The following is a 26,195-nucleotide window of genomic DNA, read 5'->3' on the forward strand; positions in this document are numbered from 1 at the left end:
TGGCGAGGTCGAATTCCGCCAGATCGCGGACTGGATCATCGAAGTGGTCGACGGTCTGGCCGCCAATGGCGAAGACGGAAACGCTGCGGTCGAGGCCAAGGTCAAGGCCGAGGTCGCCGACCTCTGCGCCAAATTCCCGATCTATCCGAACCTGTAATTCTTTTCGGATATTCAAACAAAAAACGGCGTCAGAAATGGCGCCGTTTTTCATTGCGATACCGCTTGGGTCAGATGAACCCGCGCCAGCGCAGCACGACCAAAGCCAATGCCGCCAAAGCGATCAGACCCAGCGCGACCGTGCCAAGAAAGCTCAGAAACCATCCCCATCGGCGATCCGCCAGATTGATGGCATTCAGATGGCTTTGCACCTCATCCGAGGCTTTCTCAAGCTGCGGCCCGTCCAGAACCAGACGCAGTCGCGGATGTTCAGCCATCTGCTCAGCCTGCGCCAACACCATGGCCTGCTTGTAGACTTTTTTCGGCAAACGTCGCTTGGCACGACGCACCGAGGCGATCAGCGTCTTGTCCTTGATGCCCAGCTTCTTGCGCAGCAACTGAATGGTTTGTGCGATCTGGGTCTGGATTTCTGTTTCCTGCGTCATCTGCGCCTCCTGACGGGACAACTTAACCGGCCTGAACTGGGGCGACAATGGGGCTGGTCGTTCAGCGCCGTCGCGCGTATCACAAGGCTATGCTGAACACGATTATCCATGGCGACCCGACGGACACCCCTCCCCTGTTGATTGCGCACGGGCTTTATGGCTCGGCCCGCAACTGGGGTGTCATCGCGCGGCGTCTTTCAGACGAGCGGCAGGTGATTGCCGTCGACATGCGCAACCACTCTCAGAGCCTTTGGAGCGATGAGCATGGCTATTCCGATCTTGCGTCCGATCTGGCAGAAGTGATCGAGAGCTTTGGCGGATCAGCCGATGTTGTGGGGCATTCAATGGGGGGCAAGGCCGCCATGATGCTGGCCTTGCAGCATGGCGATCTGGTCCGCAAACTGGTGGTCGCCGATATTGCGCCCGTGACCTACGGCCACAGTCAAATCCAGTTCATCGAAGCGATGCGCGCCGTCGATTTCTCGCAAGTTACACGCCGATCGGATGCGGCTGAACAGCTGGCAGAGCAAGGGGTTGATCCGGCATTGCAGAGCTTTTTCACCCAATCGCTGGATGTCGAAGGGAAACGCTGGCTTCTGAACCTTGAAGCTCTGGCATCCGAGATGCCCAAGATCATGGGGTTCCCTGAGGTTGACGCCCAATGGGATGGCCCGGCGCTGTTTCTGGCCGGGGCCAATTCTGACTATGTTCTGCCCGAACACCGCGACAAGATCAAAGCCCTGTTTCCCGCCGCGCGTTTTGCCAAAATCCCCGGGGCCGGGCATTGGCTGCATGCCGAAAAACCGCGTGAGTTCGAGGCCGCCGTCCGGGCCTTCCTGAACGCGTAACCTGCGGCCCTATGCGGGCGCAGTCTCGCCGCCGCCATTGACCCAATCCGACAGGCCGCCAAGGTTATAGACCTCGTCATAGCCCATATCCTTCAGGAGCCTCCCAGCCAGCGCCGCGCGCCCTCCGGCAGCGCAGTAGAGGACAATGGCCCGGTCCTTGCGCAGCTCGGGGTCATGGGATTGCAATGTGTCATCGGCACGGAACTCAAGCATGCCGCGTGGGATGTGATGCGCGCCGGTTGCACGACCTGATTGCTGAAGCTCGACCATGTCGCGCACGTCCAACAGCAGCGCTCCGCCTTCGATCAGCGCCTTGGCCTGATCCACATCGATGCGCGCGACCACAGCATTGGCCGCTTCCATCATATCCTTGACTGTCAGTGGCATTTGCACCGCCCCTTTTTTTGCCTACACATGCGAGGGTTAGCATGCGATGACGGGTTGGTGTAGCCAAATCGGCCTATTGTTCACGAAACGCGCGCGACATGCTGTCTGAGACGGGCTTGGCGATATAGGCGGCAAATGTGCGTTCTTCAGTCTGGATCATGATCTCGGCTGGCATGCCCGGAGTGGGCACGAACCCCCGGACGCGCTTCAGCTCCTCGGGTGTCAGTGAGATGCGCGCCAGGTAGACCTCTTGTGGAATGCCCTGGGAATCTTCGATCAGCGAATCAGCCGAAACATAATAGACTTCACCACTCAAAACCGGAGTTGTGCGCTGATTGAGCCCAATCAGGCGTACTGTCGCCTCTTGCCCGGTTACGACGCTGTCGATCTCGGTGCGGGGAATTTGCGCCTCGATGATCAGCGGGGCGTCTGCTGGCAGGATCTCGGCGATGGGCTCGCCGGTCTCGATCACGCCGCCGGAAGTGTGGTAATGCAGGCGCACAACGGTCCCGGTGACGGGCGCACGCACGACCGCGCGGGCCAGAACGCTGCGGGCCTGTCGGGATTTCTCGCGTACACTTTCAAGGTCGGCTTCGATCACGCCCAACTCATCCAGCGCGGCCTCGCGATAGGCGGAACGGGTGCGGGAGATCTGCTCTTCGTATTTCAACAGCATCTGGTTGATTTCGGCGGCTTCGGCCTGCAAGCGGGCCTGCTGACCATCGGCCTCGGCCTGAACGCGGCGGATCGTGTTGAGATCGCCTTTGCGCACCAGTCCTTTTTCGAACAGGGCTTCCTTTGTCTCGAACTCTTCTTGCAGAATATCCGAACGTCTCTGCATGCTTTTCAACTGGGCCTCAAACCCGCTGGCGCGGATCTTTAAGGCCTCCATGTTGCGTGCCAAAAGCGCGACGTCGTTCAGCAGCGTTTTGCGCGAGACATCAAAGCTGAGCCGTTGGCCATCGAGGATCGTCATTACCTCGACATCATTTGACGCCTCGATCAGGTCGGGCGAGAAATTGAGCTTTTCACGCTCACCATATTCCGCCAGCAACCGCTCGGTCATGGCTTGCAGGCGGATTTTGCGAATGAACAGCTCTCTCTCATTAGCCTCAGCCGAGGTCTGATCCAGCGTCATCAGTACCTGACCGGCCTGTACGGCCTCACCTTCCGAGACTTTGATATCCTCGATAATCCCCCCCTCAAGGTGCTGAACGATCTTGTTGCGGCCGGTGGCAACAAAACTGCCCTGCGCGATGACGGCCGCCGCCAGCGGCGCGCTGAAGGCCCAGACACCGAAGCCGCCGAAACACACGACCAGCATCACGAACCCCACCACGATCAGACGGTTGATCGAGCGCGGCACTTCGGAATACCAGACGGTCGGCTCGGACGGAGACGTGTTGACGGGTACGATATCGTTCATGATCAGCCCCCCTGCTGGCCTTCAATGCCGGTTTGTTTGCGCGGCGCGTTCAGTTGCTGCAGCACTTGTTCACGCTGGCCGAACAAGGCGACGCGCCCGTCGGTCAGCAGCATGATCTTGTCCACCACATTCAGAAGCGTTGGTTTTTGCGTGATCACGATGACGGTGATCTTGCTGTCCTTGGCCTGCGCAATCGCCCGCGCCAGCGCCTGATCCCCCGCCACGTCGAGGTTCGAGTTCGGCTCATCCAACACCACCAGACGCGGGTTGCCAAAGAAGGCGCGCGCCAGCGCAATGCGTTGTTTCTGCCCACCCGAAAGGGGCGATCCGTCAGCGGCGACAACGGTTTCATAACCTTGCGGCAGGGTTGCAATCATGTTGTGGACATCGGCGAGCACGGCAGCATCGTGGATTTGTTCGTCGGTCGCGTCCTCTCGCATCCGGCCAATATTGTCTTTGATAGTACCGGGGAACAGCTGCACGTCCTGCGGCAGATAGCCGATGCTTTCACCAAACTGGCGAGGGTCCCAGTTGCGGATATCCATCAGGTCCAACCGCACACTGCCCGAGGTCGGCAGGATCGACCCAACAAGCGTCTTGCCCAGCGTCGTCTTGCCCGCGCCGGAATTGCCGATGATCGCCAACGTCTCGCCGGGATTGAGTGCGAAGGTAATCCCGTTCAGCACGACGCGTTTGGTCCCGCCGGGCACATAGAGCAGGCGTTCAACATCCAGTCGCCCCTCCGGGCGTGGTAGCCGCAGTTTTTCGAACTGAAGCGCGGAATTGGACAGAAGCGCATTGATCCGCCCATAGGCCCCGCGGGTCAGTAGAAAGCCGTTCCACCCTTCAATCGAGCCTTCGATCGGCGCAAAGGCACGCCCGGCGATGATCGAGGCGGCAATGACCATGCCTCCGGTGATCTCACCTTGCAGCGCCAGAAATGCGCCCCACCCAAGAATGGCGATCTGTGTCAACAGACGCACGGCCCGCGAAATAGCAGCGAAGATCACATTGCGATCCTGCGCACGCACCTGCCATGTCAGCGATTGCGCGGTATCGCGGCCCCAGATCCGCACGGCCTCGGGGATCATCGCCAGCGCGTTGATGATCTGGCTGTTGCGAGACATCGAATCCAGATGCTGGTTCGCCATGGATTGGGCCTTGTTCGCCTCGGCAAATGGTTTCGCGGTTGTTTTTTGGTTGATCAGCGCAATCGTCATCAACAGCAGGGCCGTTACGACAACGATCATGCCAAGCTGCGGATGCACCAAGAAGATCATCAGGATGAAAAGCGGTGCAAAGGGCACATCCAGAAATGAGATCAGCGTACCTGAGACCAAAAAACCCCGCACCTGCTGCAGATCCCCAAGTGTCTGATATTCGCGCCCATTGCCGTGCAATGAGGCATGGGCCGCAGCACTCAGGACAGGGGCGCCCAGCCGCGCGGCCACTTCGACCGCCGTGCGCATCAGCATGAACCGACGAACCGCATCAAATGCCGCTTGAAAGATCACCGCACCGGCAACGATCGTGGTCAGCATGATCAGCGTGTCCAGTGATCGGCTGGTCAGGACCCGGTCGCTGATCTGGAACAGGTAGATCGGAATGGCGAGGATCAGAACATTGGTGGCGCAGGTCAGCACCAGAACGAACACCAGATTGCGATAGATCGCGCGCATCGAAACCCGCAACGTACGCTGGAAATCCTCGGGCGGGGTTCGCTTGTGAAAGGTGTGGGGTGGCCCATTGCCATCACCGCCGCCGGATTTGGTCGGCGGCAACGGCTCGTTTGCCTTGGCCTCAATCGTAGTGCCTATGCGACCCCCACCATCGTTGCGCGCAGAGGGGGTCTTGCGCGCTTTCGGTGTGTTGGTGTCAACAGGATCAGAGGCCCCGGCATTGGCCACCCCAGAACCGCAACCTTCAGAGGTTATATCTTGCAAAGGGTGCGGCTGTTCGCGCCGAAGGGGAGGATCGGCGCGGTGAGTGTTCTTTGGTTCTGTAGTACAGCGCTCAGCTGCGATTTGCTCCTTGTTCGTCGACGCGTCAGGCGTATCGACGCGCAGCGCATCATGCAGCAGAAGCAGGGCTGAATCTTTGGGTTCTTGCGGCGCATTCAATCCTTTTTCGGTACGCGGCGCTCTGGACACGGCAACGCCACCATTTCGATCCAGAGGGCTGGAACAGATGGTGCGGCGCGACGAAAACACAATCGACATAAACTAACCTTCCGGTCACTCGTTATGATTTCAGGAATTCAGGCCAGCATGGTCTGCAGGCCGTCGTCAGCGCCCGCCATCTCGGTCGGGGCTGTTTGTTTGGCGACGGTTTCGTGGATCTTGGCCAATTCGCTATTGGCCTCTTCCATCAACACGGCGATGGCATCATTCGTCAGCTCAGCGATGTCGTGCTGATCAGGTACATCATACAGGCTGGCCTGATGCAGAAGCAGGTCCGAATAGGTCTCCTCAGCCGCCATCACAACCGAGTCGATCCCCGCCTTGGCAACGTTGGCCGCATTCAACAGGGCATTGCTGCCCGCGATGATTTCCGTCTCGGCAGCCTTGGGCCCAGACACATGCACATCGTCCTGATCCAGTAGCATGGTGACCTGTTCCATGATGTTGACCTGAAGCAGGTCGCCCTCGATTTTCAGGGCGCGGATCTGCTCCATCCCAGCGAACATCGGATCGTTGAGCAACGCATCCTCAAGCGCGTCCATATCCGCTTCACCCAGCGCCATGGCATCGGCCATGTCCTGGTGAAGCTCCTTGTGGCTGTCCTCGCCCGTTTTCGAAACAGAGGCCTCGTTCATGACAAGGTTTTCATCACCCTGCGCCGAGATTGAGCCGCCCGATACGATATCGTCATCCATCAACACGTTGGTCTGGAACAGCATATCGACCGAGATCATGTTGCCGTCGATCATGATCACATCATAGTAGCTGCCCAGCTGGACAATCTCGGTGACATTGACCATCTGATTGTCGCCCATCGCATAAAGCGTTGTGCTGGCCGAGATTTCGGCCTGGATGTGGTCGATATCCGTGGCGTCGATCTCTTGCTTGATGAAATTCGCAACGACCAGATCGCCACTGATCCAATCGACCGAGGCAAAGGCGGGCTGCCCTTCAGCCCCCTCAGCCTGATTCAGCCAATAGGCGGCTTTCGCCTCAAACCCGACCGAGGCTGACTGCACCACCTTGGTTCCGCTGCCCCCGCCTTGTTCGATCTGATCCCAGTCGGAAATCACAGCGACCTGGCTGATCACGGTCAGATCCATCGCCTTGCCGCCCACGGCAATATAGGGTGCATCAATCCAGGCAATCGTTGCCGCCACTTCGTTGACCGCAAGATTTCCGCCCGCGATGACCATATGGCCGTCGGCAAAGTCCTCATCATCCGAACGGTCCCATTCTGCGGGCAGCATATCCGGGGTGTCGGTTTCCTCATCCGGTTGGTGATAGGCTGGAAGCAGATCGTCCCATTCCAAGGCCTCTTCAAACTTTTCGCCGTTTATGATCACTCCAAGTGCATCTTCGCCTTGGAACTGATGAACCGTGACACCTTCGATATCGGGGTTCATCGGGTTCACGATCTGCTCGGCGATCTCAGAGAGCAGTTCAAGCGACGCATAATCGGCCAGCGCGAACGAAGGCGCCGCGACTGCATGGAAAGTCAGCGCGGCTTCGAGCATGTCCTGCCCTGCACTTATCAGGGCCTCGACATCGCGGAACTCCCCTTCTCCGACAACGTCGTTGTCGCGCAGGAATAGTGTCTGGAAGGTGTAAGTGACTGCTGATCCGATCAGTTCGTTCTGAAACTGGAACAGCATCAAAGGCGGTGCATCTGCCGGACCCAATGCCGCTTCGCGGACCGCCTCAGAAGGACCCGTCGGTGGGTCGAGGAAAACGCTTGTCTCATAGTTCGGGCCGTTTGCCGGGGGTGGTGGCGGCAGCTCGGCCAGAGGAGTTTTGAATTTGAAAGGGATCGGGCCATAGTCGCCCGGATCAGCCTTCAACGTGGCCTTGACCTGAATTCTCGTGGGGTCTGACAATTCTTCAAGCTCGACTTTCCGCCGTAACGCGGTGAACTCTTCATACTGGTCTCTCAATCGGGCTTGTTCGATCGTCAGTTCAAAAGTTCCAACAAAATGTGCAATCGTTTCGGTAATACTGTCGAGGGACATATTAGGATTCCTTGTCACCCGTGGCGGCCGAAAATTTCCGCTTTGGGTTTGCTAAGCCGGGGCCACATGGCGCGCCCCCGGCGGTTTTGAAAAAGCTCGGGCTCTGATAATGGCAGAGCCCGAAACGGGTCTTAGACCTCGGTATCGTCGCTGGCGTAGGAAGACGTCATCGAGCCGCCCACCATGGTCGTGTCGACCGAGTTGCCAAGGACGTTTGCGCCCATGACGATCGACTGGTTGAACGCCGCCGTATCGACAACAGCCGCAGCCGAGGCATAGGATTCGCCGTTCACGATGCCATCGCCAGCGTTGTCGGAACCCCAGGTCCCGGCATTGCCGCCTGCACCACCTGCACCGGAATTGGCACCCGAGGCTTCGCCACCAGTATTGGTCGCGCCGGTTGTCATACCACCGGTCGAGCTGCCCGAGACCGCGCCGCTGGTTCCGCCAGCCGCGGTGGCCGCGCCACCATAGCCGCCATCACCGGACATGGCCGAACCTGTCGCACTGCCGGTTCCGGTCGAGGTCGCATCGTTGTCAGCCGACCCCGCGCCGCCATACCCGGCAATCGCTTCGGCCAGACTGTCAGCGGTTCCATCGGTGTCAGCTTCTGCAAACACCTCGTTGTCACCACCATCGCCAGCGGTATTGGTCGCATCCGCAGATCCAGCACCACTACCGGTCGAGGTCGAAGTCGGCGAGGTCGTTCCACCTGCACCGCCGGTCCCTTCAGCAGTCGATTCACCGGTTCCGGTTGCTTCGGCTGTGCCGTCGGTCGCATTGCTGCCACCGGCTCCGCCTGAACCATCGGGGGTTTGCAGGTTGTTGGTCGCACCTGTCACGTCACCCGGGCTTTGCGAGATGTCAGGACCTGTCGCAGACTGGTCGCCAACGCCTTGCGCGTCCGAGCTTGTGTCAACGCGGCCGCCACCTGCGCCACCGGCACCTGCACCGCCGGGACCATTCCCGCCCATGCCCATGCCACCGGTACCTGCACCGCCCGGACCATTACCGCCGGAACCGGCACCACCGGGGCCGTTGCCGCCAGCACCCGTACCACCGGGGCCGTTACCGCCCGAGCCTGCGCCGCCGGGGCCATTGCCACCAGAGCCTGCGCCACCCGTTCCGGCACCACCAGTTCCGGTTGCATCGCCGGCTGTTCCGCCGCCGCCCGTTGTCGGATCAGGATCGGCCAGATTCAGGCCAAGACCCAGATTTTGCTGGTTCAGCGCAGACAATGCGCCTTCGGCCGTCCCAGACGCTCCGCCCGAGCCTGTGCCGCCGGGGCCAGCGCCGCCCGGACCATTGCCGCCGGTCCCTGTGCCGCCCGGTCCGTTGCCACCGGTGCCCGAACCGCCCGGTCCGTTGCCACCTGTGCCAGCTCCGCCCGGACCATTGCCGCCAGTCCCGGCACCGCCCGGACCATTGCCGCCGGTCCCAGCACCACCAGAGCCGCTACCGCCCGGACCATTGCCGCCATCTGCGTCATTGGCACCCAGAGCGCCAGAGCCCGCGATACCCGCAGCATTGTTGCTGCCTGCGGTCGCGCCGTTGGCCTGATTGCTGCCAGAGCTTGTGTTGTTGGCATTGCCGCTGGATTGCGCATTGCCGTTGCCAGCGTTTGATCCCTGCGCGGACGCATCTGTTCCCGCCAGACCTAGGCCGGTTCCTAGCGAGCCAGACGTATTGTCGCCGCCATTGGCATTGCCGTCAGCGTTCGAACCAGACAGGCCAAGACCCAAGCCAAGACCCAACGATCCGGCCGCGCCGCCTTCTCCGCCATTGCCTGCGCCGCTTGCATTGGACGACCCGGAGTTCGTCGCGTTCGAGTTGCTGTTGGCATTGCCACCAGCCGCGCCAGTACCGTCACCATCTGCTTGAGCCCCAGACAGACCCAGACCGATGCTGCCGTTATGCGCCTCGCCCGAGCTTGCGCCCGCACCACCGGTTGCCGCGCCGTTGGCATCTCCGGAGTGGCCACCGAGAGCCATCGAAGTGCTGCCATGGGTATCACCCCAGGCTTCGCCGCCATGGCTGGTGCCACCGCTGCCAGACGCTCCACCATCAGACGACGCGTCGATACCCTCTTCTGCGGTTGCGTTGCCGCCAGTGGCATCGCCATTCTGTTGGAACGTACCAGTGTTTGACACGGACGCGCCGCTCAACGAGTCATTGTCGGTCAGGCTGGCATACTGATTGTTGATCGAAGACATATCGTTGCCTTCGCCATTCAGCGAAATATCCAGGTTCAGATCATCACCGGGATCATAGTTCACGTCGTCTCCGGCTGTGATCACATCACCGGTCGAGGCAGAATCGGCGATGTCCACGTCGACCTTGTCATCGTCGCGCGGAATCCATTCGCCTTCGCCAAAGTCGATATCAACCCGGTTCACGTTGTCATTGGTGCTGTTGCCATTGTCGCGAACGGTATTGCTGTCATTACCACCATTGGTGTTGCTGTCGTTGCCGCCGTTCGTGTTGCTGTCGTTTCCGCCATTGGTGTTGCTGTCATTGCCACCATTGGTGTTGCTGTCGTCACCACCGGTTGTGTTGTCGACAGACTGACCTTGCTGCTGTTGCTGCTGCTGGGCGTTACCAGCCATCTCCATTTCGGGATCTTCAACAACCGGTTCATCAACAACCGGGTCCATGTCTTCGACATCAATCTCTTCGACGGTTGTAACTGGGGAAAGAATTCTACGGTCAGACATATTGATTTCCACTCTATTGACGCACCTGACCACCATTCATCTCAAAGGTGGTTACCTGTGCAGTTGAAACAAAAATCCGCACGGTATGCCTGAGCGCATATCCCTGCGGTCTACTGGTTCCGAGCTTTCTGCACCTCCCTTCCCGGCTAAGCCGACGACCCCGCAAAAAGAGATTCGCGAAATTGCGCGAGGAGCGGGCGTTAAAGGATAAATCTTCGCAATCTGAAGTAATGAAAGCGTCGCAGCCTTTAGCAAAGCTGCCAAGCTGTCGAAAAGCGCTAGAAATGTTAACAGCTTGAAATTTATTGTTATTTTGGAATGGATCGGGTTTTTGGCCGAAAATAGGAGCTATAACCCTGCCGATTGGGCCTATGCAAATGAAGCCGTTGATTTAACTCAACGAACCCGAAATGGCCGCTAAACGACCTTAATCAATGGTTCTAGGACCTATTGTCATATCCGAATATAAGGTTGCTGAAACCCCATATTTCGTCTACAATATGTCTATAATTTATTGACTATTTCGAATTTTGAACTGCCTGAATTTCTTGTGCGAAACTGCAAAAATGCAGCTCGGTTTCATCAGTGGGGGGGACAGTAATGATTGACCCGTCTGAACGTGACTACGCCTACCAGAATGCCAAGACCGAAGACCTTTCAATTCACTTCATAGGGAAAGAGCTTTTTCTCTCCAACCAAACTCTCAGAAGCGTCCAGAACGAATTTGATGTTCACGCATCTCGATTCGATTCTCTGGACGACGTGACCTCGGCCAAAGCGCAGGCCAGCCGCGTTCTGGTTGTGGATCAGGTCATGCTTGAAGACCTGCTGAAACGACCTGATCAGTATGTGGAACAGGTTCCGTTCGGCTGCCTCGCGTTTTCCTACCGTAAGGACGCCGCAGCCCGGCACCTGTTTGAACGCTGGGATCGCAGCCGATATGGCGAGATCGGCTTTCTGCCCATGAACGTCGCCCCTGATGTCTGGCGATCGATCCTGAGGCTGCTGATGCATGAACAACTTCACCTGCCCAGCTTCCTAGCGGATTGTGTCGCAGGCAATCAGAAGAACCCGTGCAAGTCACCGGCATCACCGGTCGCGTCCAAGCCCGTCGACACACAGCAGATGTCCCTGTTCGAAAAACTGACAAACCGCGAAAAACAGGTCCTCAGGCTGGTGTCTCAGGGGCAGAGCAACAAGGTCATCGCGGCCGGGCTGGGGATCACGGAACACACCGTCAAACTGCATATGCACAATGTGGTCGGCAAAATCGGGGTCAGCAACCGTACTGCGGCGGCTCATTTCTATTTCGAGGTTGCGCCGTTTGATGCGCAAAGCCCCCGTGTCGGCTGATCTCGTGGAAGAGCGTTTTGACCGGCTGATCCTGCTGGTGGGGCGGTTGAACTATATGTGGACCAACACCGAAAGTCTGCTGATCCACCTGATTGCCGGTCTGACTGGCACCAGCAAAGACGCGGCTGTTATCATCTTTCTGACCTTGAACACGACCCGTGCCCGGATTGATCTGGTTGAACGTCTGGCCAAAATGGATGGCCGTCCCGAGGACATTCGGGACCCGATCCTGGAACACACGAAACGGCTTGGAAAACTGTCCGGCATCCGCAACCGGTTCAATCACTGCATCTATTCCTTCGATCCAGAAAGCGGCAACCCCAAGACCATCCTGATGCGCATCGCGGACCGGAAAACTGACATCAAAATGGGTCGCGCGGATACTCTGGATGGTGAAGCACTGCGGGATATCGAACAGGTTGTCAAAGATCTATCGAACCTGAACCGAGATATCTGGCATCTGATCACAAGGCTCGGTTATCCAATCTAGAGAGTTGTGTGTGGTACCCGCGGCCGGGCTCGAACCGGCACGGCCTTCCGGCCCAGAGATTTTAAGTCTCTTGTGTCTACCATTCCACCACGCGGGCAAGCTGTGTCGACACGTGGCCGACACGGGTTGAGAACTACGCCCATAGCTTTGCGAATTCAATGCGCTTCGGGGTGAAAAACGGCTGAAAAATCGCGTAAGTATCGCTGTGCCTTTGGGGTCAATTCGGCAAGCATGACCATTCCGCGATCACCTGCCCCTCTCGCACGGCCAAAACCGATCCGAACAAGTTCAGAACAGCCTCGCTCTGGCTCGGGCGGACCAACGCGATGTCACCGGGTTTGACGGCATGGCTAGAGCGGCCAGTCCAAACCTCCTGATTGCTCGACCGCCCGAAGACAGAGGAATAGGTGAAGCCAGCGGGGTATACAGGTTGGCCGGGGAAGTACCCTCCGAAGATCGCGATATGGGTTTTGCGCTGGGGCAGGAACTCCAATCCCGGCAGAGGGTTTGACGGCATGGTCTTGAGAACAGGGCTGGCCAGAAATGCAGCCGGTTGAAAACCTGTCGTTGTCGCGTGGTCGAAATCGGATGGCTTCACGAGGATCGAGCCAAACGCGACCTCGGTCGCTGGCCCGGGTGCGCGGTAGCTTTGGAATGTCAGGCTACCGCCAGTGTTCAGACAATAACCCACGCTATCAGGCAGTGCAGCCACAGCCTGCGCGAAAGCCGTGGCACTGGCTTTGCTCGCCCGTGATTTCAGGACGCCGGGCAATTTCGCCAAATGCGCCTCATAGCCCATAAGCCCGCTTAAGCGCGCGTTTGGATGCGACAAGATCACCCGCGCAACCTCGGCAACCTGATCGGCTTTAAGCCCCCCACGATGCAGGCCGATATCCACCTCAAGCGACAAACGCAGGGCGGTTTGGCTTGTCTCCGCCAAGGTCAGATATTCGCGCAAGCGTTCGGGCGTGTCGATCAGCCATTGCACCCGGTCCGCAGCATCCGGGCAGGTCTGCAAGACACGCGCGGCAGAGGTGACGGGTAGCGGTTTTCCGATCAGATGATCCGTTTCTTTTTCCGCCTGTAGCAGAGCCATCAGCATCGGTTCGGAAAAGCTCATCAGGCCTGAGCTGGCGATCAGCCCACGGATGTGGTCCAGCAACGGCAGGCAAGGCAGGGATTTTGCGACCAAGCGCCGGTCCAATCCGGGGTCAGCTGCAGCCTGTGCTACCCGGCAATTGGCCTCGACCCGATCCAGATCTATTGCAACGACAGGCTGGTCGACCCCGTACTTGCGCAGGGTTTCGGACAGAAGGCTGAGGTAGGGATCGCTCATGGCCGAAACAACCGGGCCAAGGCGGGCGTCATGAATTTGCCCTGTGGGTCCAATTCCTCTCGCAGGGCGCAGAAGCGGTCGAAATCGGGGTAGAGGCCAGAGAGTTCCTTGTATCCAAGGCTGTGCATCTTGCCCCAATGCGGGCGCCCTCCGGCCTCAAGAAACAAAGGCTCCAGCGCGTTGAAATAGCGGCTGTGATCTTCACCCGCATCCGTATGAAGCGCAATCGAGATTCTCGGGCCGCCCTGAAACGGCGACAGGCAGGCCGTGTCACCTGCTGTCTGGCGCACTTCGATCGGAAAATAGATGTCCTTGTGGTCGCGCTCTAGTCGGAGAAAGACCTCGGCCAGCACATCACCAGCGATATCGGCGGGCAGATGATACTCCATCTCCTTGAACCGAATATGCCTATCGCTGCAAAGCACCCGCCAGCTTTCGCCCACGTAATCCTCATCCGACTGAGCCAGCGTGAGCAGGCTCAGCAACAGCTTGCGCAAACCGGGACTGAAGCGCCCCGCGTTGCGGGCGAGCTTCAGCACCTTGACCGCCAGCATATCCAGATCGCGCGGGGCCTTGCTTTCGAGGGCGTCGGTGACGGCGTGGCGCAGCTCGACCGCTTTGCCGGTGAAGGGGATGTAGAAGAACTCAAAATTCCGGTTCTCGGCCCAGTTCTGATGCATGTTGGCCAAGACATCCGGCAGATCGGTCAGCGTGACCTGACGGCGCAGATTGTATTTCAGCACGACATTGATCCGCGCCTCGGTCAGAATACCCAGCAAGCCAAGCGTCACCTGCGCCATCTCGAGCGGGATTTGCGAGGTGGTCAGAACATCGCCGGTCGCCCCTATGAACTTGGCATCCGTGATCTCGGCCGCAAGGCAGGGCAAAGTGCGTCCGGTGCCGTGAGTAGCCGTAGATGCAGCCCCGGCCAGAGACTGCGTGTTGATGTCGCCCAGATTGCGGAACGCCACGCCCTGTTCGGCCAAGGCGGGTGAAAGGTCGCGCAGGCGCGCATTGGCATTGACCCAGACCTGCCCATCTTCGACAGGTCCGACCGTAGGTACGTGCAATTCCGACAGATCCAATATCCGCTCGGCGCCGCCTACGATTGGGGTAAAGGAATGCCCCGCGCCAACGACCCGCAGGTTTTCCGGTTTGGCCACCGTCGCCCGAAGCTGCGCCAGCCCCAAAGGGCGCATGATCGGAGCAGTAGCGGTTTCGTTTCCGGCCCAGTTTGTCCACATGCCCATCATCCTCCGTTTCTGAGGATTGCAGCCGGGGCACAACCAAACAAGTCAGGATATCAGCGCATTACGCAACGTGAATCTGCCCTTAAGCGGCATCCGCCCGCTGGGCCGAGACCTTTTCGAACCAGCTGACAATCGCCTCAAGATCCGGGGATAGCTGTTCTGCCGCGCCGCCCGTGAAGGCCTGAAACTTCTCATCATTCAGCCCGTTCACGCCCAGCAGAACAGGAATGTCCTGCGCCAGCGCCTCGGCGATGACCGGGCGGAAACCGCGCCCGTCGGCCTCGTGCTTGCCGAACTTGTTGATGATCATCAGCTGCGGGTCATCGGCAAGCGTTGCTGTGACCTGCCCAACAGCCTGCTCAAGCGCCGCCGGGTCCAGACGACAGCCGCGTGAATGTTCACCCAAGGATTGCGAGATACGGATGGTCTCGCCATCGGGCAGAATTTGCACATCCATATCGCATTTGCTGTTGTCGGCGCATTCCGTGTTGGTTTGCACCACCCCGGCCAACCTCGCGCCAGCCGCCAGTAGCTGCGTGGCCACAGCGCTTAGCAAGCGGTCAGTCGCGCCGCGATCGGTTGTGGTAACATAGGCCAGATACATATTGGACCTCGCAAGTCAGGCATTGGCGTACCAGATAGCACGGGACAGGCGGACCTGCCACTCTTTGCATCATGGAAGTGGCGTGAGGCCGATCACAGCACCGTGCAAGCTGATCAGAGCTACAAAGACGACAAGCGCAGAAAACCACACGTGAAGGGGCGGCCACGGTGAGGGCGCGCGTAGCGAAAACCGTGCGGTATTGCGCGACAAGCGCTGCCAATCCGCCCCCAAAGACCGGGCTGTTCGGCGGTCGATCAGCGTCATACCCAGCGCGGCAAAACCGGCGAACAGGCCGAACAGGATCACATGGGACAAGCTGCCATTCGCCAGAAGATGCGCCAAAGCCCACAGCATCAGCGCCGCCAAAATCGGGTGGCGGGTGGTACGCAGAATACCGGGGCGGTCCGGGTCAAAGCCTGCCGCCCCCAGCCCGCCGAACGAAAACGGGTTGGTGATGGTCAGCCCTGCCACAGCCAGCCAGCACACCAGCGGCATCACAACCAACGGCACCCAACGCAGCACCGGCCACGGAGGGATAACCTCGACATAGGGCGCATTCGCCGCGGCCACGATCAACCATGCAAGGGCAATGAGGGATAAAAGCGAATACGCCAGCAGATACCCCTTCTGCCCCAGAACCGTGATCAATCTGGCCCGCACCGGTGCCCGCGTGGGAATGGCGTGGCTTAGGAAAAATGCCGTCAAAGCCGATATGAATGGCACCCAACTGGACATGGACTCTCCGATAGATGTTTCGACCCGTGTAGCGGTATCGTGCCGATTTGGTCTTGCGCCAGATCAAGTACCGGCTGCGACCCGGCCACGTCTACGTGAAATCGCCTTGCGCAACGCAAGTGACGCATTAGGGTTGACCTCATGGCTTTGCGCATTCTGTTTATGCTCCTTTTGCTTCTGTCCTCCTGCGGGCGTCCCCTGACCGAACAGGAGCGCGGCTTTGCAAGCGCGGTGCAAGGCACGACGCTGGATCTGGATAGCGTCCGACTGGTCAAAGGGGCCCCTGTTGTGCCAGTCACCTATTTCCGCGAGGCCCGCCCGCGTGAGGCTTGTCGGGAACGTATCCTGCCCCCTGTTGAGGCAGGCGTGGTCACCGGCAAACCAGCCGCCGTAGCCCTTTTCAACAAGGTCTATTTCGCACGCGATTGGTATCTTGACGATTACATGTCCGACTACCCCGAAGAGATGAACCTGATCGCCGCGATGCTGCTGGCGCATGAACTGACCCATATCTGGCAATGGCAGAACCGCGAGACCACAGGCTATCACCCTCTGCGCGCCGCAGCGGAACATGGCGGACGCAAGGATCCATATCTGTTCGATCTGGAAACCTCGCCCGATTTCCTGTCTTACGGGTTTGAACAGCAGGGCGCGATTGTCGAGGAATACGTATGCTGCCGCGCACTGGACCCTCAGGCGCAGCGCACCAAACGATTGCACGATATGTTAGGGGTACATTTCGATCTGTCCCCGCTGCCACAGACCGGCCGCGAGCGTGACATCGCAATCCCTTGGAGCGAGGCAAAGATCGAAGGCATCTGCAGCTGAGCGTTTAGCTGCCCTGCAGGGTTTTCAGATACTCCACCAGATCGACAATGGGCTGGCTGGTGAGGATCGGCTGCCCATCGGGCGTTTTGATCGCCGTGTCCTGCCCTTCGAAATACGGGCCATAAACTGGCATCGGACTGCCATGGCTCACCAACGGATCACGCCCGTCAATCCGCCCCACCACGCGGGCCGTAGGGAAAACACCGTCTGCATTTGCCAGTTTCTTCAGGTTAGTCGGCTGAATGACAAGCACTCCGGCCATCGGCCCATGGCCGGTCGCGTCAATCCCATGGCAGGTGGCGCAATAGTGCTGGTAAAGCTCAGCGCCTTTCTCTGCATCCTGTGCCCACAGGGGGACAGACATAGCAATCAGAGCTGACGCCGTTGCAAAACAAAGCTTTGTGATCATCGCATCCTCCTACCACAATTGCTGCCAACAGGCTTGCCCGCTGCGCGGCTTGGCGCAATGATCCAGATCAACGAAGACGGGGAAAGAGGGTTCGGGCCATGACACAATACGCAGCCATCATGTTGGCCGCCGGGATCGGAGTCCCAATCCTTGCAGCTTTGAATGCAGCGCTCGGCAAGCTTATCGGCTCGCCGACCACAGCGGCGGTGATCCTGTTCGCCATCGCCTTCGGGTTTTCCGCTCTGGTGATGGTGGTCTTTCCCGGTTTTGAGGCGCTTTCAAAAGTGGCACAGGCCCCAAAGCACCTGTTGCTGGCGGGCGTTCTGGTTGCCTTCTATGTCCTGTCGATCACCCATGTCGCCCCGCATTTCGGCGTCGGCAATGCCGTGTTCTTTGTCCTACTGGGGCAATTGATCAGCACGGCCGCCATTGACCATTTCGGCCTGTTCGGCGCGCAGGTCACACCGCTCACCTTGATGCGCGCAGGCGGTATTGCGGTGATGGCAATCGGGGTAGCGATCACGCAACTGGCTTGAGCACTCCACCATCCAGCCTGACGATCCGGTCCATCCGCGCGGCCAGGTCCAGATTGTGCGTGGCGATCAGCGCCGACAGGCCCTGGTCGCGCACCAGGGTCATCAGGGCCTCAAACACCTGATCCGATGTATCCGGGTCAAGGTTACCCGTCGGCTCATCCGCCAGCAAAACGCGCGGCGCGTTTGCCAAAGCGCGACAGAACGCGACCCGCTGCTGTTCCCCCCCGGACAGCGCCGCCGGACGGTGATCGGCGCGATGGGCAACACCGACGCGGTCCAACAGGGACATCGCCCTGCCCTGCGCATCGCGTTCGGACACACCATTGGCGAGTTGCGGCAGAGTGATGTTCTCAAGCGCTGTGAACTCGGGCAGCAGGTGGTGAAACTGGTAGACGAACCCAACGTCCTGACGCCGAACCGCCGTACGCGTGCGGTCGCCTTTTCCTGCGAGGTTCTGCCCCGCGATCTCGACCGTGCCGTTGTCCGGCGTATCCAGCAGCCCGGCGATATGCAACAGGGTCGACTTGCCCGCGCCCGACGGCGCAACAAGGGCAACAGCCTCACCCGCCTTAAGCTCCAGATCAATCCCGCGCAAAACCTGCACTTCGCCCGGAGTACCTTGAAGGTACGTTTTAGTCAGGCCCTTCAACCGCAAGCTCACATCACTCATAGCGCAGCGCCTCAACCGGGTTCAGCCGCGCGGCGCGGCGGGCGGGGAAATAGGTGACCAGAAAAGACAGGCCCAGAGACAGGCCAACCGCCTTGAGAACGTCGCTCAGGTGAAGTTCAGCGGGCAAGGCGTAGATTCCGCGGATCGACGGGTCCCAGACACCGCCGCCCATGACGTAGTTCACAAACGAAAAGATCGGGTCGATATAAAGCGCGAACAGGCAACCAAGGATCACGCCCATGAGCGTGCCAATGATGCCCGTGAACGCGCCGCAGATGAAAAACACCCGCAGGACCGAGCCTTCGCTGAGACCTATGGTGCGCAGGATACCAATGTCGCGGCCCTTGTTTTTGACCAGCATGATCAGGCCCGAGACGATGTTCATCGCCGCAATCAGAACAAGGATCGACAGGATGATGAACATCACGTTGTCCTCGACCTCCAGCGCCCTCAAGAACCCGCCCGAGGCATCCTGCCACGTCCAGATCTGACTGCGCTCGCCTGCGGCCTCAAGGATCGGGATCAGAATCGGGCTCAGGTCTTCGGGACGTTCGACCATGACCTCGATCTCGTCGGCAACGCCCTCTCGGTTGAAGAAACTCTGCGCCTGTGAGAACGGCATATAGACCCGCGTGCGGTCAATATCGTAGCGCCCGGCCGAGAACACATAGACCACCCGATATGCATTCACGCGTGGCGAGGTTCCAAAGGCGGTTTTGACCCCATTCGGCGAAGTCAATTTGATGGTATCGCCGACAGTGGCACCAATGCTGCGCGCTACGCCGGAACCGATGGCGATGACGTCCTCACCGGTCTGGAATTGGGAGAGATCGCCAATGGCCTCGTCGCTTTGGGCGATCCCCGGCAGGTCGCGCAGATCGTTCGGTCGCATGCCGAATACCTGAACCCCACTGCTGCGGTCGCGGTTGGTGATCAGCACCTGCCCTTTGACCAAAGCTGCGGCCCGTTCAACGCCGGGCACCTGCGCCAGTCGCGTTGCTCTTTCCTCAAAGTCCGCAATCGTCCGGTCGACCCGCCCCTGCGCGTCGATCTCACCCGAGGAATAGACCGTCACATGCGCGTTGGCCCCCAGAATGGTGCCTACGAATTCCGCCCGGAACCCCGAGCGCACCGCAAGTGTCGCAATCAGGGCAAAAACAGCCAGCGTGATCCCGATCAACGAGATCCAGGTCATTACACTGACGCCGCCCTCGGCCCGGCGCGCGCGTAGGTAGCGCCAGGCGATCTTCCATTCAAAAGGGGCGAAAGGCGGGGGTGCTTTGGCCATGCCTGCTCCGGTTTTTTTGGTTTGGCGCGACCCTTTCGGCATTTCGCCCAAGGGTCAAGCCGCTTGTTTCTATGGGTCAGCCCGACAGCGCGGAAGTTTGCTTTAGAACCTCTTCGGTCACTTGCCGATCGCAAATACCGCGCATTTCAAGGGCCGCATAGACCTGCGCGCGCAAGTCCTCCGGAAGGTTCGCAACCGCCCTGTTGTGCAGCCCGAGGGTCAGCGATCTGTCGTCCTGCAGCCGCGCGACCAGATTGGCCAACTCATCCGCGGAATAGGTCGGCCACATCCCGATATGCGCAGGGTCAGCGGGTTCGAACCACGGCGCATAGCCATCAGGTGACTTCAGGCAAAACGCGTTCATCAACATGAATTCCGATGGCCGCCGTTTCGACGCAAACAGCGCCTGAACCGAGCCGTAACGCGTATTGATCTCATTAAGCAACGAAAGAACCAGCGTCCGGCGCACCGGGAAAGGCGTTGAAAACGTCGTGGTGCGCAGGTCGTCTGTCAGCGTTTGTTCTACATCCAAAGCCTCAAGGCTCTGGAGCAACCAGTTGCGGTGATAGTCGCTGTGAACCGGCATGAACTGGATGCGGGCTTGTCCTTGGGGTGAGAAGAACTCGCTTTCTTCGAACGACCGCAGGAACAGGTTCTTGGTGTCGAGAATGACGATGCTCTCGGCCTCTGCCACCCGCGCCGCGCCCAGTTTCAGTACTTGCTGCATGCGGTAGCCATTGTTGCCCCGCCATCCGCCTTTGCGGATCAGGGGAAGGCGATAGCGGTTTTCGATCAGGATCCGATCTTTAAGAGGCCGCCTTGCAGTGTGCCCTTCGCCCAGCAGGACATCTTCACCCATCAGAACGCGCACCTTAGGGCGCAGCGGACCGTAGTGCTGAAGGATCGGTTCGATCTTGGCGGCCAGCCCGACCTCATCCACATCGTTCAGAACAACATGGATCGAGGCCACCTGATCCGGCGCAACAAACCGGGCCATAGACATCGCCTGAAGCCTCAGCAGCGGATAATCCTTGGAATAGACGATAGTGGCGAAACTCAGCACGAACTTGCGGCCTTTCTCTGGGGCGTGCCCTCGTCTAACAGCAAATCCGCCGAGGTCAAATTTGCACAATCTCACCTTCGAAACGAATCACTTGCCGATCCTCTGGCAATGTAAAAGTAATCTTGCCCGCCAAACGGTTACACCAGAGGTTGTGACACCCTTCACAGACAGACAGCTATTGTTTCATCTATGAAGTCAATATCGGCATTGCGTGAGGCACTGAACTCAAAATGCCACAATAGTTAAGCAATTTTATTTCATTTTTTGCTTAGTAACGGAAACTTTGTCACCCTGACTTTGGGGGAACACATTTAAAAGAGCGGGGGTCGCTCATGAATATTCAAAATACAACACTTGGGATGGGCCCGATTTTGGCCCACAAACCTTCATCAGATCTGGATTGTGAGACTGCGGCACTGCTTCGTGCCGCGATCCGACCGATCTTTGCCAGCGCAGTTAGCTGGAACAATCTGGCCGAGGTCCTGAGGGACAAAGGCTATCGCCTTGCCTTTCGCGAAGGGCGCCTTTGCGTGACGGACCGCGACACCGACATCCACGTCTGTGGAATACGGTTTCTGGGCTTTGAGCTTCGGGAACTGGTACGTCGCATGGGGCGCCCGATCGTTGTGGCCCGTGGAAACCGCGCAGACGGCGACATTCTGACTGCGCGTCCGGTGGCACAGGCCTAGTAACTGCGCCAGAATTGAACGGATCGGCGCAGGGTTTTTGCCAGACTGTGGCGCGCGGCGATCTTGATCGGCTCGGACGTTCCGGATCGGCGCAAGAGTTCCCAGATCAGACCGGCCGGCATGTGGCCACGTCGATAGAACCCGGCTAAATCGTCCAGAGTCAGCGCTTTCGCGGATTTGAACCCCGCGTAGTAGTTCATCCAGACCCGGGCGTAATCTTTGCCGGTCGCATCCTGATCACTGGTCGCGCCACGATCCCAGAACAGTGAAATCGGCTCATCCATACGCTCGCCTTGATAGCCCGAACCGATCAGGCGCAGCATCAGGTCATAGTCGGCAGCGATACGGAATTGGCTATCGTGCCCGCCCAGCGCCTGAAACACATCACGACGAATAAAGACCGAGTTATGGCAGAACGGCATGCGCTGCAGGATGGCTTTCAGCGACATCCGCTTTTCCATCGTCTCGCCGCCATCCTCATAACGGCGCAGCGTTGAGCCATACAGGAAATCCGGTTTCGTCGCCTGCAGCCGATCTGCGGCTTGATTGAGGATATCATCCGAGGCCAGCGAGTCGTCGGAGTTCAGGAACAAGAGGTACTCACCCTTTGCCGCCTGCGCGCCCTTGTTCATCGCGTCATACAAACCGCCATCCGGTTCACTGATCACACTCGTGCGCGGCATCCCTTCAGTCAACTCGTACAACAGAGCGACGGTGCCGTCGGTTGAGGCGCCGTCTTGAACTATATGCTCGGCCCGCGCGCAATTCTGGCGCTGCATACAATCGACAACGCCTTTGAAACTGTCCTGCCGCCCTTGGGACAGCAGGTTGTAGGTCGCGGTGATGACCGAGATGAGCGGATCAGGCGATCTGCTCATAAATCCCGGCAATTTTGGTGACGGCGGCTTCGGGGCTCAGCTCTTCGCTTTCGCCTGTGCGGCGGCAGGTCAGCTCGACCACACCGTTCTTCAGGCCGCGCGGCCCGACGGTGATGCGCCATGGCAGGCCGATCAGGTCCATGGTGGCGAACTTGCCCCCTGCACGTTCTTTACGGTCGTCATAAAGCGGCTCAAGCCCCAGTGCTGTAAGAGCACCATAGAGCTTGTCACAAGCCGCATCCGCCTCTTCATCACCCTGTTTCAGGTTGACGATGCCACAGTGGAACGGGGTCACGCCCTCGGGCCAGATGATGCCTTTGTCGTCATGGCTGGCCTCGATAATCGCGCCGATCAAGCGACTGACACCGATGCCGTGGCTGCCCATGTGAACAGGGGTCGGTTTGCCATCGGGGCCTTGGACGGTTGCGCCCATCGCCTCGGAATATTTCGTGCCGAAGTAGAAGATCTGCCCCACTTCGATCCCGCGCGCCACGCGTCGGCGCTCCTCTGGGATCTGGTTGAACAGAGCCTCATCATGGGTTTCGTCGGTGCGCGCGTATTTCGAGGTGAACTCTTCCAAGATCGCCTGACACTGCGCGCGGTCGTCATAGTCGATCTGACGGTCGCCAAAGGTCAGGTCAGTGACCGCGCTGTCATAGAAGACCTCGGACTCACCCGTCTCGGCCAACACGAGGAATTCGTGGGTGTCATCGCCACCAATGGGGCCGGAATCGGCGCGCATCGGAATCGCCTGCAAACCCATGCGTTCGTAGGTACGCAGATAGCTGACCAAATGACGGTTATAGGCGTGCAGCGCGTCTTCTTTGGTCAGGTCGAAGTTGTAGCCGTCCTTCATGTAGAACTCACGCCCCCGCATCACGCCGAAACGCGGGCGGATTTCATCGCGGAATTTCCACTGGATTTGATAGAGGGTCAGCGGCAGGTCCTTGTAGCTGCTGACATGTCCGCGAAAGATATCGGTCACCAATTCCTCGGCCGTTGGCGTATACAGCATGTCGCGCCCGTGGCGGTCCTGCATGCGCAGCATCTCTTGGCCGTAGTCATCATAGCGACCGGATTCTCGCCACAGGTCCGCCGATTGCAGGATCGGCATCTGGATTGCGATATGCCCAGCGCGCGCCTGTTCCTCATGCACGATGTTTTCCAGCTTGCGCAGAACCTTGAAGCCCAACGGCAGCCAGGAATAGATCCCAGCAGCAGCCTGCTTGATCATCCCCGCACGCAGCATCAGCCGGTGGCTGACGATCTGGGCCTCCGAGGGGTTTTCCTTGAGAACGGGCAGAAAGTAACGGCTCAGGCGCATGGGATGACCTTCAAAGGTGAGAATTTCGCTGCATGGTGATTATGCCAAAGCCTCGCCGGGGGCAATCACGCAATGCCGTTTTACGACCCCGACGCGGTCGCATTTTTATTGACCCGCCAGTCAAAAAAATCAAATGTGGCCTGAATGTCTAAAACATGAGGCCCCGATGCAGACAATCTCGGAACCCGCCCGTCAAATTCCTGTCGTTCACCAGACGGATGTTCTGGTCGTAGGCTCTGGCCCCGCAGGGCTTGCCGCCGCGTTGGCCGCTGCACGTGCGGGGGCCGAAGTGTCGCTGGTCGACCGCTTTGGCTGCATGGGCGGCAATATCACCGCCGTGGGGGTCGAAGGATTCGCCTGGTATCGCCATGAACAGACCGTCGAGGCAGGCGGCATCGGTATGGAGTTCGAAACCCGCGCCAAGGACATGGGCGCCGCCGTGCCGGAAAGCCAGTCGCTCAGCTATGAGCTGGACAGCGAAGGGTTCAAGCTGGTGGCTGACAAGCTGGTCGAAGAGGCGGGCGTGCATCCGATGCTGCACCGTCAGTTCGTCGCCCCCATCATGGACGGCGACCGGATCACCGGCATCATCACCGAATCCAAAGCCGGGCGCGAGGCGATTCTGGCCCGCGTCGTGATCGACGCGACCGGAGACGCCGATGTCGCCCACCGCGCCGGTGCCCCCACCCACAAGACCCCGCGTGAGGACATGATGGCCGCGTCGGTCATGTTCCATCTGGCTGGCGTCGACAAACGCGCCTTTATGGAAGGCGTCAAAAGCGATCCGCAGACCTACAAGGATTGGGGCGGTGGTGGTGAATGGAACATTGAAACCTCGGGCAAAGAGGACGACATGTTCTCGCCCTTCGTTCACAAGCCCTTTCAGCAGGCAATTGACGAGGGTCTGATCCCGCCTCATCTGAACACGATCGCAGGCACTTGGGGCGCAATGCACGACACGGGCGAGCTGACCTATATGAATCTCATCCATCTGGCTGAAATCGACGGCACCGACCCCGACAGTCTGACAATGGGTGAGATTGAGGGCCGGCGTCAGTCCATGCTCGCCATCGAGGCGCTGCGTCGCTTCATGCCCGGCTGCGAAAACGCGCGGCTGCGGAATTTTGGCATGACCATCGGCATCCGCGACACCCGCAAGATCGACGCGATCTACAACATGACCGAAAATGACGCGCGCCATCAGGGCCGGTTCGAGGACACGATCGGCATCTATCCCGAGTTCATCGATGGTTATGGCATCCTGATCCTGCCGACCACTGGCCGCTATATGCAGGTGCCATACCGGTCGATGCTGCCCAAGGGGATCAAGGGGCTTTTGGTTGCCGGACGCTCGCATGGGGCAGACAAGGTCGCCCATGCGGCCACGCGCAACATGGCGTGCTGCGCGGTCATGGGGCAAGGGGCCGGTATCGCGGCGGCGTTGTCGCTGAAAAGCAATCAGGACCTGCACAGCATGAACCTCGCCCCTGTTCACGCTGAATTGGACCGGCAAGGCGTCAGGATTCATTGATGGAGTATATCCCGACAATCGACCTCAGCCCTCTGCGCGGCGCCACGCATCCTGATCGGGACCAAACCGTACAACAGATCATGGAAGCCTGCACTGAGATCGGCTTTCTGTCCATCACAGGCACTGGCATTCCCCAAGCAATTGTTGATGAAGTGCGCGACACGGCGCGCGCGATCTTCGCGGTTGAAGAGGCCGCTAAATGGCAACAAGCCATCACTCGCGAGAACTATCGCGGGTTTATCCCAATGGGGTTCTTCACGCCCAACGACGGCTCGGGCGAAGCCGACAAATACGAAGGCTACAAGCTGCATCACGAAGTCGACGCCGATGCTGCGATCCGTCAAGACTGCGGGCTGTACGGCCCAAACATCTGGCCGGTCGAAGTGCCGCGGTCGCGCGATGTCATCCTGACCTACTGGTCGATGCTGGATGACGTGGCAGACCTTCTGCTCGCGGCACTCGAAACCGGGCTGGGTTTGCCGAAACGCCAATTGCGCGACGCATTCCGCGATCCGATGACAAACATGACCCTGCTGCATTACCCTCCGCAGGCACCGGATGAGGGCGGCTATGGCATCCACCCGCACAAGGACACGGATGCCCTGACCATCATCGCTCCAGACCCCGTCGGTGGGCTAGAGGTGCAAACCCGCACCGGTGACTGGATCACGCCCGACTGCCCGCCAGGCGGCTTTGTTGTCAATATCGGCGACATGTTGGAACTGTGGTCGGGCGGCAGATTGAAATCCACGCCGCACCGCGTGGTCAACCGGTCAGGGCGCGAGCGGTATTCGTTCCCCTATTTCGCCGTTCCGCGCCATGATGTCGTTGTTGAACCTCTGCTGCCCGCCCTGCCCGGCTTTGACCGACCGGCGGTGCATTGCGGCCATTGGTCCGCTGAAATCTGGCGCACCAACTGGCCTGACGAAACCGCAAAGGGGGATACTCCGGAACTGGGCACGCTGACCGACTGACCCGCAGAAACCGAGGCCCATGAACCGCTTGCATCGCCGCGCGGCATGGGCCAAGAACATGGTAGCGCTGT

At 59.2% G+C, this 26,195-nt stretch carries 24 protein-coding genes, 1 tRNA gene and 1 pseudogene; 9 read left to right on the top strand and 17 right to left on the bottom strand.

Features of this window, described 5'->3' with window-relative positions:
- A pseudogene (gene glyA / locus AC2FD8_RS16065) lies at nt 1-157 on the top strand (serine hydroxymethyltransferase); the annotation flags it as partial.
- A gap of 70 nt (nt 158-227) precedes the next feature.
- Here glyA and AC2FD8_RS16070 read toward each other — a convergent pair.
- Nucleotides 228-602, bottom strand: coding sequence for a hypothetical protein (locus tag AC2FD8_RS16070; RefSeq protein WP_496857758.1), 375 nt, complete (start codon nt 600-602; stop codon nt 228-230).
- Nucleotides 603-649: 47 nt separating this feature from the next.
- On the opposite strand from AC2FD8_RS16070, the gene AC2FD8_RS16075 reads away from it, so the two are divergent.
- Complete coding sequence (locus tag AC2FD8_RS16075) at nt 650-1,450, top strand: alpha/beta fold hydrolase (protein WP_496857760.1); 801 nt, start codon at nt 650-652, stop codon at nt 1,448-1,450.
- A 9-nt stretch (nt 1,451-1,459) separates the two neighbouring features.
- Here the strand turns inward: AC2FD8_RS16075 and AC2FD8_RS16080 are convergent, their stop codons facing one another.
- From AC2FD8_RS16080 to AC2FD8_RS16100, 5 genes are all read right to left on the bottom strand, one after another.
- Nucleotides 1,460-1,837, bottom strand: a complete 378-nt coding sequence (locus AC2FD8_RS16080) for a rhodanese-like domain-containing protein (protein WP_496857762.1) — start codon at nt 1,835-1,837, stop codon at nt 1,460-1,462.
- Between the two features lie 73 nt (nt 1,838-1,910).
- Nucleotides 1,911-3,263 (bottom strand): HlyD family type I secretion periplasmic adaptor subunit, encoded by a 1,353-nt coding sequence (locus AC2FD8_RS16085; RefSeq protein WP_496857764.1) that lies wholly within the window; start codon nt 3,261-3,263, stop codon nt 1,911-1,913.
- A gap of 2 nt (nt 3,264-3,265) precedes the next feature.
- On the bottom strand, nt 3,266-5,482 hold the full coding sequence (locus tag AC2FD8_RS16090) for a type I secretion system permease/ATPase (RefSeq protein WP_496857766.1): 2,217 nt from the start codon (nt 5,480-5,482) through the stop codon (nt 3,266-3,268).
- A gap of 38 nt (nt 5,483-5,520) precedes the next feature.
- A complete protein-coding gene (locus tag AC2FD8_RS16095; RefSeq protein WP_496857768.1) occupies nt 5,521-7,452 on the bottom strand; it encodes a type I secretion protein in 1,932 nt (643 codons plus the stop codon).
- 131 nt (nt 7,453-7,583) lie between these two features.
- Nucleotides 7,584-10,166, bottom strand: a complete 2,583-nt coding sequence (locus tag AC2FD8_RS16100; RefSeq protein WP_496857769.1) for a beta strand repeat-containing protein — start codon at nt 10,164-10,166, stop codon at nt 7,584-7,586.
- Between the two features lie 600 nt (nt 10,167-10,766).
- Here AC2FD8_RS16100 and AC2FD8_RS16105 point away from each other — a divergent pair.
- Complete coding sequence (locus tag AC2FD8_RS16105; RefSeq protein ID WP_496857771.1) at nt 10,767-11,519, top strand: response regulator transcription factor; 753 nt, start codon at nt 10,767-10,769, stop codon at nt 11,517-11,519.
- Entirely contained in the window at nt 11,494-12,009 is a 516-nt protein-coding gene (locus AC2FD8_RS16110) for a hypothetical protein (protein ID WP_496857772.1), read from the top strand. The genes AC2FD8_RS16105 and AC2FD8_RS16110 overlap by 26 nt, the downstream gene beginning before the upstream one ends.
- Nucleotides 12,010-12,020: 11 nt before the next feature.
- On the opposite strand, the gene AC2FD8_RS16115 is transcribed toward AC2FD8_RS16110, so the two are convergent.
- From AC2FD8_RS16115 to AC2FD8_RS16135, 5 genes are all read right to left on the bottom strand, one after another.
- Nucleotides 12,021-12,106: transfer RNA gene (locus AC2FD8_RS16115), tRNA-Leu, on the bottom strand.
- Nucleotides 12,107-12,226: 120 nt separating this feature from the next.
- The gene (locus AC2FD8_RS16120) at nt 12,227-13,345 is read right to left on the bottom strand and encodes an alanine racemase (protein WP_496857774.1); all 1,119 of its coding nucleotides are present in this window, start codon (nt 13,343-13,345) and stop codon (nt 12,227-12,229) included.
- A complete protein-coding gene (locus AC2FD8_RS16125) occupies nt 13,342-14,589 on the bottom strand; it encodes a D-arabinono-1,4-lactone oxidase (protein WP_496857776.1) in 1,248 nt (415 codons plus the stop codon). Before AC2FD8_RS16125 ends, AC2FD8_RS16120 begins: the two co-directional genes overlap by 4 nt.
- Before the next feature lie 88 nt (nt 14,590-14,677).
- On the bottom strand, nt 14,678-15,199 hold the full coding sequence (locus AC2FD8_RS16130) for a DUF2478 domain-containing protein (RefSeq protein WP_496857778.1): 522 nt from the start codon (nt 15,197-15,199) through the stop codon (nt 14,678-14,680).
- Between the two features lie 69 nt (nt 15,200-15,268).
- A complete protein-coding gene (locus AC2FD8_RS16135) occupies nt 15,269-15,934 on the bottom strand; it encodes an NnrU family protein (protein ID WP_496857780.1) in 666 nt (221 codons plus the stop codon).
- 141 nt (nt 15,935-16,075) lie between these two features.
- Here AC2FD8_RS16135 and AC2FD8_RS16140 point away from each other — a divergent pair, with 141 nt between their 5' ends.
- Nucleotides 16,076-16,762 carry a hypothetical protein gene (locus tag AC2FD8_RS16140; RefSeq protein WP_496857782.1) on the top strand — a complete coding sequence of 229 codons (687 nt, stop codon included), beginning with the start codon at nt 16,076-16,078 and terminating at the stop codon, nt 16,760-16,762.
- Nucleotides 16,763-16,766: 4 nt separating this feature from the next.
- On the opposite strand, the gene AC2FD8_RS16145 is transcribed toward AC2FD8_RS16140, so the two are convergent.
- Nucleotides 16,767-17,126, bottom strand: coding sequence for a c-type cytochrome (locus tag AC2FD8_RS16145; RefSeq protein WP_496874322.1), 360 nt, complete (start codon nt 17,124-17,126; stop codon nt 16,767-16,769).
- 143 nt (nt 17,127-17,269) lie between these two features.
- On the opposite strand from AC2FD8_RS16145, the gene AC2FD8_RS16150 reads away from it, so the two are divergent.
- Nucleotides 17,270-17,707 (top strand): DMT family transporter, encoded by a 438-nt coding sequence (locus AC2FD8_RS16150; RefSeq protein WP_496857786.1) that lies wholly within the window; start codon nt 17,270-17,272, stop codon nt 17,705-17,707.
- Here AC2FD8_RS16150 and AC2FD8_RS16155 read toward each other — a convergent pair.
- From AC2FD8_RS16155 to AC2FD8_RS16165, 3 genes are all read right to left on the bottom strand, one after another.
- The gene (locus AC2FD8_RS16155) at nt 17,691-18,377 is read right to left on the bottom strand and encodes an ABC transporter ATP-binding protein (protein WP_496857788.1); all 687 of its coding nucleotides are present in this window, start codon (nt 18,375-18,377) and stop codon (nt 17,691-17,693) included. The two genes, AC2FD8_RS16150 and AC2FD8_RS16155, sit on opposite strands and share 17 nt — an antisense overlap.
- Nucleotides 18,370-19,665, bottom strand: coding sequence for a lipoprotein-releasing ABC transporter permease subunit (locus AC2FD8_RS16160; RefSeq protein ID WP_496857790.1), 1,296 nt, complete (start codon nt 19,663-19,665; stop codon nt 18,370-18,372). Before AC2FD8_RS16160 ends, AC2FD8_RS16155 begins: the two co-directional genes overlap by 8 nt.
- A 76-nt stretch (nt 19,666-19,741) precedes the next feature.
- Nucleotides 19,742-20,728 (bottom strand): DUF6492 family protein, encoded by a 987-nt coding sequence (locus AC2FD8_RS16165; RefSeq protein ID WP_496857792.1) that lies wholly within the window; start codon nt 20,726-20,728, stop codon nt 19,742-19,744.
- A gap of 332 nt (nt 20,729-21,060) precedes the next feature.
- Here AC2FD8_RS16165 and AC2FD8_RS16170 point away from each other — a divergent pair, with 332 nt between their 5' ends.
- Entirely contained in the window at nt 21,061-21,417 is a 357-nt protein-coding gene (locus tag AC2FD8_RS16170; RefSeq protein ID WP_496857793.1) for a hypothetical protein, read from the top strand.
- Here AC2FD8_RS16170 and AC2FD8_RS16175 read toward each other — a convergent pair.
- Nucleotides 21,414-22,295: a glycosyltransferase family 2 protein gene (locus AC2FD8_RS16175; RefSeq protein WP_496857795.1), complete on the bottom strand. Its 882-nt coding sequence runs from the start codon at nt 22,293-22,295 to the stop codon at nt 21,414-21,416. The two genes, AC2FD8_RS16170 and AC2FD8_RS16175, sit on opposite strands and share 4 nt — an antisense overlap.
- Nucleotides 22,279-23,619: a proline--tRNA ligase gene (proS, locus tag AC2FD8_RS16180; protein ID WP_496857797.1), complete on the bottom strand. Its 1,341-nt coding sequence runs from the start codon at nt 23,617-23,619 to the stop codon at nt 22,279-22,281. The genes AC2FD8_RS16175 and proS overlap by 17 nt, the downstream gene beginning before the upstream one ends.
- A 166-nt stretch (nt 23,620-23,785) precedes the next feature.
- Between proS and AC2FD8_RS16185 the strand changes: the two genes are divergently transcribed.
- Both AC2FD8_RS16185 and AC2FD8_RS16190 read left to right on the top strand, forming a co-directional pair.
- The gene (locus AC2FD8_RS16185) at nt 23,786-25,150 is read left to right on the top strand and encodes an FAD-dependent oxidoreductase (RefSeq protein WP_496857799.1); all 1,365 of its coding nucleotides are present in this window, start codon (nt 23,786-23,788) and stop codon (nt 25,148-25,150) included.
- Nucleotides 25,150-26,124 (top strand): isopenicillin N synthase family dioxygenase, encoded by a 975-nt coding sequence (locus tag AC2FD8_RS16190; protein ID WP_496857801.1) that lies wholly within the window; start codon nt 25,150-25,152, stop codon nt 26,122-26,124. Before AC2FD8_RS16185 ends, AC2FD8_RS16190 begins: the two co-directional genes overlap by 1 nt.
- Nucleotides 26,125-26,195: the final 71 nt, after the last annotated feature.

The sequence above is a fragment of the Ruegeria sp. YTSC192 genome (assembly GCF_059609705.1).

Coding starts and splice junctions, on each gene's coding strand:
- AC2FD8_RS16190 (WP_496857801.1), top strand. CDS start 25,150: ATGGAGTATATCCCGACAATCGACCTCAGCCCTCTGCGCGGCGCCACG.
- AC2FD8_RS16100 (WP_496857769.1), bottom strand. CDS start 10,166: ATGTCTGACCGTAGAATTCTTTCCCCAGTTACAACCGTCGAAGAGATT.
- AC2FD8_RS16125 (WP_496857776.1), bottom strand. CDS start 14,589: ATGTGGACAAACTGGGCCGGAAACGAAACCGCTACTGCTCCGATCATG.
- proS (WP_496857797.1), bottom strand. CDS start 23,619: ATGCGCCTGAGCCGTTACTTTCTGCCCGTTCTCAAGGAAAACCCCTCG.
- AC2FD8_RS16175 (WP_496857795.1), bottom strand. CDS start 22,295: ATGAGCAGATCGCCTGATCCGCTCATCTCGGTCATCACCGCGACCTAC.
- AC2FD8_RS16075 (WP_496857760.1), top strand. CDS start 650: ATGGGGCTGGTCGTTCAGCGCCGTCGCGCGTATCACAAGGCTATGCTG.
- AC2FD8_RS16120 (WP_496857774.1), bottom strand. CDS start 13,345: ATGAGCGATCCCTACCTCAGCCTTCTGTCCGAAACCCTGCGCAAGTAC.
- AC2FD8_RS16110 (WP_496857772.1), top strand. CDS start 11,494: ATGCGCAAAGCCCCCGTGTCGGCTGATCTCGTGGAAGAGCGTTTTGAC.
- AC2FD8_RS16160 (WP_496857790.1), bottom strand. CDS start 19,665: ATGGCCAAAGCACCCCCGCCTTTCGCCCCTTTTGAATGGAAGATCGCC.
- AC2FD8_RS16070 (WP_496857758.1), bottom strand. CDS start 602: ATGACGCAGGAAACAGAAATCCAGACCCAGATCGCACAAACCATTCAG.
- AC2FD8_RS16170 (WP_496857793.1), top strand. CDS start 21,061: ATGAATATTCAAAATACAACACTTGGGATGGGCCCGATTTTGGCCCAC.
- AC2FD8_RS16095 (WP_496857768.1), bottom strand. CDS start 7,452: ATGTCCCTCGACAGTATTACCGAAACGATTGCACATTTTGTTGGAACT.
- AC2FD8_RS16105 (WP_496857771.1), top strand. CDS start 10,767: ATGATTGACCCGTCTGAACGTGACTACGCCTACCAGAATGCCAAGACC.
- AC2FD8_RS16145 (WP_496874322.1), bottom strand. CDS start 17,126: ATGTCTGTCCCCCTGTGGGCACAGGATGCAGAGAAAGGCGCTGAGCTT.
- AC2FD8_RS16080 (WP_496857762.1), bottom strand. CDS start 1,837: ATGCCACTGACAGTCAAGGATATGATGGAAGCGGCCAATGCTGTGGTC.
- AC2FD8_RS16130 (WP_496857778.1), bottom strand. CDS start 15,199: ATGTATCTGGCCTATGTTACCACAACCGATCGCGGCGCGACTGACCGC.
- AC2FD8_RS16090 (WP_496857766.1), bottom strand. CDS start 5,482: ATGTCGATTGTGTTTTCGTCGCGCCGCACCATCTGTTCCAGCCCTCTG.
- AC2FD8_RS16150 (WP_496857786.1), top strand. CDS start 17,270: ATGACACAATACGCAGCCATCATGTTGGCCGCCGGGATCGGAGTCCCA.
- AC2FD8_RS16135 (WP_496857780.1), bottom strand. CDS start 15,934: ATGTCCAGTTGGGTGCCATTCATATCGGCTTTGACGGCATTTTTCCTA.
- AC2FD8_RS16155 (WP_496857788.1), bottom strand. CDS start 18,377: ATGAGTGATGTGAGCTTGCGGTTGAAGGGCCTGACTAAAACGTACCTT.
- AC2FD8_RS16140 (WP_496857782.1), top strand. CDS start 16,076: ATGGCTTTGCGCATTCTGTTTATGCTCCTTTTGCTTCTGTCCTCCTGC.
- AC2FD8_RS16185 (WP_496857799.1), top strand. CDS start 23,786: ATGCAGACAATCTCGGAACCCGCCCGTCAAATTCCTGTCGTTCACCAG.
- AC2FD8_RS16085 (WP_496857764.1), bottom strand. CDS start 3,263: ATGAACGATATCGTACCCGTCAACACGTCTCCGTCCGAGCCGACCGTC.